At 68.0% G+C, this 7,158-nt stretch carries 5 protein-coding genes; all 5 read right to left on the minus strand.

Translation table 11 applies throughout. The annotated features are described in order from the left end of the window. Positions 1–65: 65 nt before the first annotated feature. Positions 66–1,019, minus strand: coding sequence for a 2-hydroxyacid dehydrogenase (locus tag ACOYJQ_RS17655; protein ID WP_433460338.1), 954 nt, complete (start codon positions 1,017–1,019; stop codon positions 66–68). A gap of 163 nt (positions 1,020–1,182) precedes the next feature. After that, complete coding sequence (locus tag ACOYJQ_RS17660; RefSeq protein WP_433460339.1) at positions 1,183–2,697, minus strand: aldehyde dehydrogenase (NADP(+)); 1,515 nt, start codon at positions 2,695–2,697, stop codon at positions 1,183–1,185. Between the two features lie 95 nt (positions 2,698–2,792). Beyond that, on the minus strand, positions 2,793–3,518 hold the full coding sequence (locus tag ACOYJQ_RS17665; RefSeq protein WP_433460340.1) for a ribonuclease activity regulator RraA: 726 nt from the start codon (positions 3,516–3,518) through the stop codon (positions 2,793–2,795). Positions 3,519–3,526: 8 nt separating this feature from the next. Next, entirely contained in the window at positions 3,527–5,260 is a 1,734-nt protein-coding gene (araD, locus tag ACOYJQ_RS17670; protein ID WP_433460341.1) for an L-arabinonate dehydratase, read from the minus strand. Between the two features lie 550 nt (positions 5,261–5,810). Continuing rightward, a complete protein-coding gene (gene pcaF / locus ACOYJQ_RS17675) occupies positions 5,811–7,013 on the minus strand; it encodes a 3-oxoadipyl-CoA thiolase (RefSeq protein WP_433460342.1) in 1,203 nt (400 codons plus the stop codon). Positions 7,014–7,158: the final 145 nt, after the last annotated feature.

Below are 7,158 nucleotides of genomic sequence, written 5' to 3' on the forward strand. Positions count from 1 at the left end.
TCCGATCACGACGCGCCCCGCCCCTTTTCAGGGAGCGGGGCATCTTTCCTTCCGCAGACCGGCGATCAGGCCGGACGCACGCCGCCCCGGTCTCGCGGCCCCGCGATCCCGAAATGCCGCGCCAGGGCATCGACGACGTTGTCCGCCATGGCCTGACGGGTTTCCTCCGTCGCGGAACCGATATGCGGCGTCAGGACGACGCGCGGATGCGCAATGAGCGCCTCGGGAACCTCGGGTTCGAACTCCAGCACGTCGAGGGCTGCGCCCCGGATCCCGTCGGCCGCCAGCGCGGCGACCAGCGCCTGCTCATCCACGACCGGCCCACGCGCGACATTCACCAGAAATCCGCGCGGCCCGAGGTTCTCAAGCACTTTCGCGTCGACCAGATGATGCGTCGCCGGGGAGAGCGGGCAGGTCAGCACGAGCAGATCGCATGCCGAGGCCATCTCCGCGACATCGGCATAGTAGGCGAGATCGACGGGCTTGCGGCTGGGGCCGGAATAGGCAACCTCCGCGCCGAGCGCCCGCAACCGCGCGGCGATCGCCGAGCCGATCGCGCCGAGCCCGACCACGCCGGCCTTCATCCGGCTCACCGAACGGCCGAGAGGATACTCGCCCCCTTTCGCCCACGCGCCGGAGCGCACATAGGCGTCCGCCCGCACGATATCGCGCGTCACGGCCAGCACCAGCCCGATCGCGGTATTGGCCACATCATCCGCAAGGATGTGCGACGTGTTCTCGATCCTGATACCGCGCGCCTTCGCATGGGCGACGTCCAGATTGTCGAGGCCGGCGCTGTAGCTCGATATCACTTCCAGCGCGGGCAGCGCGTCGAGAAAGGCCGCGTCGACCACGGTCTTGCGCAAGGCCAGGCCGCGCACGCCGGCGCCGCGCTCCCGCAGGAACGGGCCGATGGCTCCCTTGTCGGCGGGCAGCGCGATGACGTCGAACAGATCGTTCAGCTCGGTGATTGTCGCGGCCGGCAGGGCCGCCGCCAGCAGGATTGTCGGTTTCTCCATGTTCATTCTCCATGATTCCGGTTACGCGGGGCCGCCCGAAACACTTTGCGCCCGACAGGACGACGACGCCACCGGCGGCAGGCAAACGAATGGCGGGGCAGCATCGCCGCCCCGCCCATCCCCTCACGAAGCAAAAGCGGTATCCGCTCCTGCCGGCGTCGTATCAGACGAGATCCGCGGGCAGTATCTCCGGCGGAACGTTCTGGTAGCTGACCGGACGCAGGAAACGGCGGATCGACATCGTGCCGACGCTCGTCGCCCCGAAGTTGGTGCTGGCCGGATAGGGACCGCCATGAACCATCGCGTCGACGACCTCGACGCCCGTCGGATAGCCGTTGACCAGCACGCGGCCGGCCTTGCGTTCCAGCACGGCCAGCAACCGGCGCGCCAGATCGGCGTCGCCCGCGTCCATCTGGATCGTCGCCGTCAACTGTCCCTCGAAGCCGCGCGCAAGGTCCACCGCATCCTCGGCCCGCGGAATGCGCACGACGAGACCGAGCGGCCCGAAGACTTCCTCGGACAGCGCATGATCGGCGAGGAAGGCCGAAGAGGCGACTTCATACAGGTTCGGCCGAACGTCACGGCCCACGCTCTCAGTGATGTGGACGGGACGGACCGCGTTGCGGCCGTCGAACCGCGCCTTGCCGCGATGGTAGGCTTCGGCGATGCCGTTCGTCAGCATGGTCTGCGGCCCGACCTCGGCCAGCGCCCGCGCGGCATCCGCGACGAAGGCGTCGCCCGCCTCGCCCGCAGGCACCACGGCGATGCCGGGATTGGTGCAGAACTGGCCCGCGCCGAGCGTCAGCGAGCCGGCCCAGCCCCTCGCCAGATCGGCGCCGCGCGCCTCCAGCGCCTGCGGCAGCACGAACATCGGATTGACCGACCCGAGTTCGCCGAAGAAGGGGATCGGCTCCGGGCGGCTTGCGCAGAGATCGAAAAGCGCGCGCCCTCCCGCGAGCGAGCCGGTGAAGCCGACGGCCCTGATCAGCGGATGCCGGACGAGCGCCGCGCCCACCTCGCGCGCGCCGCCCTGCACGAGCGAGAACACGCCGGGATGGATGCCGAGCCGACGGATCGCGGCATGAATCGCTTCCGCGACAATCTCGCCCGTGCCGGGGTGGGCGGAATGGCCCTTGACCACGACCGGACAGCCGGCGGCCAGCGCCGCCGCCGTATCGCCCCCGGCCACCGAGAATGCCAGCGGGAAATTCGACGCGCCGAACACGGCCACCGGGCCGACCGGGCGTTGCATCAGGCGGATTTCCGGGCGCGGGACGGGCTGGCGGTCCGGCAATGCGGCGTCGATCCGGCGGTCGAGGTAGTCGCCCTTCAGGACATGATCCGCGAACAGGCGCAACTGCCCCGTGGTGCGTCCGCGCTCGCCGTTCAGGCGCGCTTCCGGCAGGCCCGTTTCCCGGCTGCCGATGTCCGTGATGTCGGCGGCGCGCGCCTCGATTTCGTCGGCGATGGCGTTCAGGAAGGCGGCGCGCTCCGCGCGGCTGCCGTAGCCGTAGGTCCGGAACGCCTGTTCCGCCGCCTCGCAGGCGCGCGCGACCAGATCGACCGTGCCGGCGAAGAAGGCATGCGCCGGGCCGCGGGCCGGCTCGTTGTCGAAGGTCTGGTCCGTCGCGGTCCACTCACCTGCGATCAGGTGCCTGCCATGAGGGATGAAAGCCATCCGATATCCTTTCAGATCCGTGTTTGCACGGGATGGGCCGGGGCCGCCGCCCGTACCTTGAAGCCGTTATCGTTTCCTTGAAGGGACGACTCGCATTATCGGCCGGTTCGCGCCCGCCATTCCTCGTATTTCCTCTGGTGCTCTTCCCGCGTGCACGGATAGAGGCCGATGATCGACGCCCCTTCCAGAACCTGTTCGAGCACGAAATCCTCGAAGCTTTCCATGCCGGCGCATTCGCTCGCGATCTCGTCGGCGAGATGCGCGGGAACGACCATCACGCCGTCGCGGTCTCCGACCATGACGTCGCCGGGGAAGACCGGCGCGTCGCCGCAGGAGATCGGCACGTTGATGTCGAGCGCCTCATGCAGGGTCAGGTTGGTCGGCGCCGAGGGCCGCGCGTGATAGGCGGGCATGTCCAGCGCCCCGATGCCTTCGGCGTCCCGGAAGCCGCCGTCCGACACCACGCCCGCCGCGCCGCGCAGGGCGAGCCGCGTGATCAGGATCGATCCGGCGCTCGCGGCGCGCGCATCCTTGCGGCTGTCCATCACCAGCACATGACCCGGCGGGCAGGTCTCGACGGCGACACGCTGCGGGTGATCGGCGTTGCGGAACACGGTGATCGGGTTGCGGTCCTCGCGCGCGGGGATGTAGCGGAGCGTGAACGCCTGCCCCACCATGGTCCCGGCCTTGGGGCTGACCGGCACGACGCCCTGGACGAACTGGTTGCGCAGGCCCCGCTTGTAGAGCGCCGTCGCGACGGAGGCGGTCGACACCTTCTTCAGCTTCGCGCGGGTCTCTTCGGAAAGGACGTAATCGGTCATGGTGTTCCTCAATAAATGTCGGGTTCGCCGGCGGCGCGGCCGAAATCGGATTGCAGGAAGTCGAAGTCGCAACCCTTGTCGGCCTGCGTGACATGGTTCTGGAACATGTAGCCGTAGCCGCGTTCGAAACGCGGGCGCGGCGCCTTCCACGCAGCGCGGCGGCGGGCGATCTCCGCCTCGTCGACCAGCATGTCGAGCCGCCGGTTCGGCAGGTCGAGCCGGATGATGTCGCCCGTCTTCAGCAACGCGAGCGGCCCGCCGACGAAGGATTCGGGGGCGATGTGCAGCACGCAGGCGCCGTAGGAGGTGCCGGACATGCGCGCGTCCGAAATCCGCAGCATGTCGCGATGCCCCTGTCTGATCAGCGCCTTGGGAATCGGCAGCATGCCCCATTCCGGGAAGCCGGGGCCGCCCTGCGGGCCGGCGTTGCGCAGCACGAGCACATGGTCGGGCGTCACGTCGAGATCCTCGTCGTCGATCGCCCGCTTCATCTCGGGATAGCTGTCGAACACGAGAGCCGGTCCCTCGTGCACATGATACTTCGGATCGCAGGCGGCGGGCTTGATCACCGCGCCGTCGGGGCAGAGATTGCCGCGCAGCACCGCAAGCGAGCCCTCGCGATAGACCGGGTTCGACAGCGGCCGGATCACGTCGTCGTTGTAGACCTGCGCGCCTTGCAGATTTTCGCCCATGGTCCTGCCTGTCACGGTGATCGCCGAGCAGTCCAGACGGTCCTCGAGCTGCTTCATCAGGGCGCGCAGCCCGCCCGCGTAGTAGAAATCCTCCATCAGATAATCCTTGCCCGAGGGCCGGACATTGGCGATGAGCGGCGTCACGCGGCCGAGCGCGTCGAGATCGTCGAGCGTCAGGCCGACGCCCGCCCGGCGCGCCATGGCGATCAGATGGACGACGGCGTTGGTGGAGCATCCCGTCGCCATGGCGACGATCGCGGCGTTGCGGCAGGCGGCCTGGGTGACGATCCTGTCCGGCGTCAGGTCTTCCCACACCATTTCCACGATGCGGCGGCCGCAGGCCGAGGCCATGCGCTGATGCCCCGAATCCACCGCCGGAATCGACGACGCGCCGGGCAGCGTCAGCCCCATCGCGTCAGCGATGGCCGTCATGGTCGAGGCGGTGCCCATGGTCATGCATGTCCCGGCCGAGCGGGCGATGCCGCCCTGCACGCCGAGCCATTCGGCGTCCGATATGTTGCCGGCGCGGCGCTCGTCCCAGTATTTCCAGGCGTCCGAGCCCGAGCCGAGAATCCGGCCCGCGTAATTGCCGCGCAGCATCGGCCCGGCAGGCAGGTAGATCATCGGCACGCCCGCCGAGATCGCGCCCATGACGAGGCCGGGCGTGGTCTTGTCGCAGCCGCCCATCAGCACCACGCCGTCGAGCGGATGCGAGCGGATCATCTCTTCCGTCTCCATCGCCAGCATGTTGCGATAGAGCATCGAGGTCGGCTTGGTGAAGCTCTCGTCGACGGACAGCGACGGCATCTCGACGGCTAAGCCGCCCGCCTGCGAGATGCCGCGCTTCACATCCTGCGCCCGCTCGCGAAAGTGAGAGTGGCAGGTGTTGAGCTCCGACCAGGTGTTCAGGATGCCGATCACCGGCTTATCGCGGAAATCCTCCTCGCCATAGCCGAGTTGCATCATCCGCGATCTGTGGCCGAAGCTGCGCAGGTCGTCCGGGGCGAACCAGCGCGCCGAGCGGAGTTGGTCAGGTGTTTTGAGTGCCATTTCCCGGAAACTTCTCAGGGCCGTGAGGTCTGCGCGCGCAATGACTCGCGGGCTCCGCCCCCCGCTTCGCCGGTTCTTCTCGTCAATGCGCGCATCGTTTTCCCCTTCCGCATCGGTTGTGTGAAACTCACAAATCGCTTTATCAGAAACACTAATGCATTAGATGAAAGCGCGCAAGTCCCACGCTCCCGGCGGCCGGAGCGCCTGCGCGGTTTTGAACCATGCGGCGTTTCGGCGACGTGAGATCAGCACATGCCATCGTTTCATCGAAACGACGGCATGCTATAAGATCTTGATTTTGATTGAGTTATCATCGACGGAACGCTTCCGTTCGATCGAGAGGCGCTGGAGCGGCGTGCATTCAAGCGGAATCGTGACGCCGCTCTCCATTCCATATTTTACCGCAACTTGCGTTCAAATCGATGGATCGGCTTGAACGCAAACTGCGCTAGAGCGTTTTCAAGCAAAGTGGAAACCGCTTTGCGTGAAGAAAGCGCGTAAAGTCAATAAGATAGAGAATTTCTGCGTTTCAACGAAACGCCGAAATGCTCTAGACCCGCTCGAGCAGCAGGGCGGAGCCCTGGCCGACGCCGACGCACATAGTGGCCAGCGCGTAGCGGCCGCCGCCGCGCGCCAGTTGCAGCGCTGCCGTGCCGGCGATGCGCGCTCCGGTCATGCCGAGCGGATGGCCGAGCGCGATCGCGCCGCCGTTGGGGTTGACGCGGGGATCGTCGTCGGCGATGCCGAGCCCGCGCAGCACCGCGAGCGACTGGCTCGCGAACGCCTCGTTCAGCTCGATCACATCGAGCGCTTCCACCCCGATACCGGCGTGCGCGCAGAGCTTGCGCACCGCAGGAACGGGGCCGTAGCCCATGACGCGCGGCGCAACGCCTGCCGCCGATCCGCCGATGACGCGGGCGAGAGGCTTGAGCCCGTGGCGCTGCGCCGCTGCGGCGGAAGCGACGATCAGCGCCGCCGCGCCGTCGTTGACGCCGGAGGCGTTGCCGGCGGTCACGGTGCCGTCGGGCCGGGTGATCGGCTTCAGCCGGGCGAGGTCGTCCGCGGTCGTCGGCCGGGGATGCTCGTCCTGCGTCACTTCCGCCGTCTTGCCCCGGCCAAGCTGCACCGTGACGGGCAGTATCTCCGCCGCCAGCCGGCCGCTCGCCTGCGCCACGGCCGCCTTCTCCTGCGAGCGCAGCGCGAAGGCGTCCTGATCCACGCGGCCGACGGCGTATTCGTCGGCGAGGTTCTCGGCCGTCTCCGGCATGGAATCGATGCCGTATTGCGCTTTCATGCGCGGATTGACGAAACGCCAGCCGATGGTGGTGTCGTGGATCTCGTTCGCCCGCGACCAGCCCGAGGACGCCTTCGGAATCACGAACGGCGCCCGCGTCATGCTCTCGACGCCGCCCGCGACGGCAAGCGCGATCTCGCCCGCCCGAACGGCGCGCGCCGCCGCCGTCACCGCCTCCAGCCCCGAGCCGCACAGGCGGTTCACCGTGACGCCCGGCACCGTTTCGGGCAGGCCGGCCAGCAGCAGCGCCATGCGCGCGACGTTGCGGTTATCCTCTCCCGCCTGATTGGCGCAGCCGAGCCATACTTCTTCGATGGCGGCGGGATCGAGACCGGGATTGCGCGCCAGCAGCGCCGTCAGCGGCAGCGCGGCGAGATCGTCGGTTCGAACCCCCGCGAGGGCTCCGGCATAGCGGCCGATCGGGGTGCGGATGTAGTCGCAGATGAATGCGTCCGTCATGGTTGCTCCTCATGCATCTTCGAGCGCTTGCCCTTCCCGCACCAGACGGCTGAGCAGGTCCGGGACGGCCCAGGAAAGCGGATCGGCGGCGGCGAGAGCCTCGATCCGCCGCAGGATTTCGGGCAGGCCCAGACGGCCGGCATGG

The organism is Pseudochelatococcus sp. (assembly GCF_050946405.1).
Lineage (GTDB): Bacteria > Pseudomonadota > Alphaproteobacteria > Rhizobiales > Beijerinckiaceae > Pseudochelatococcus.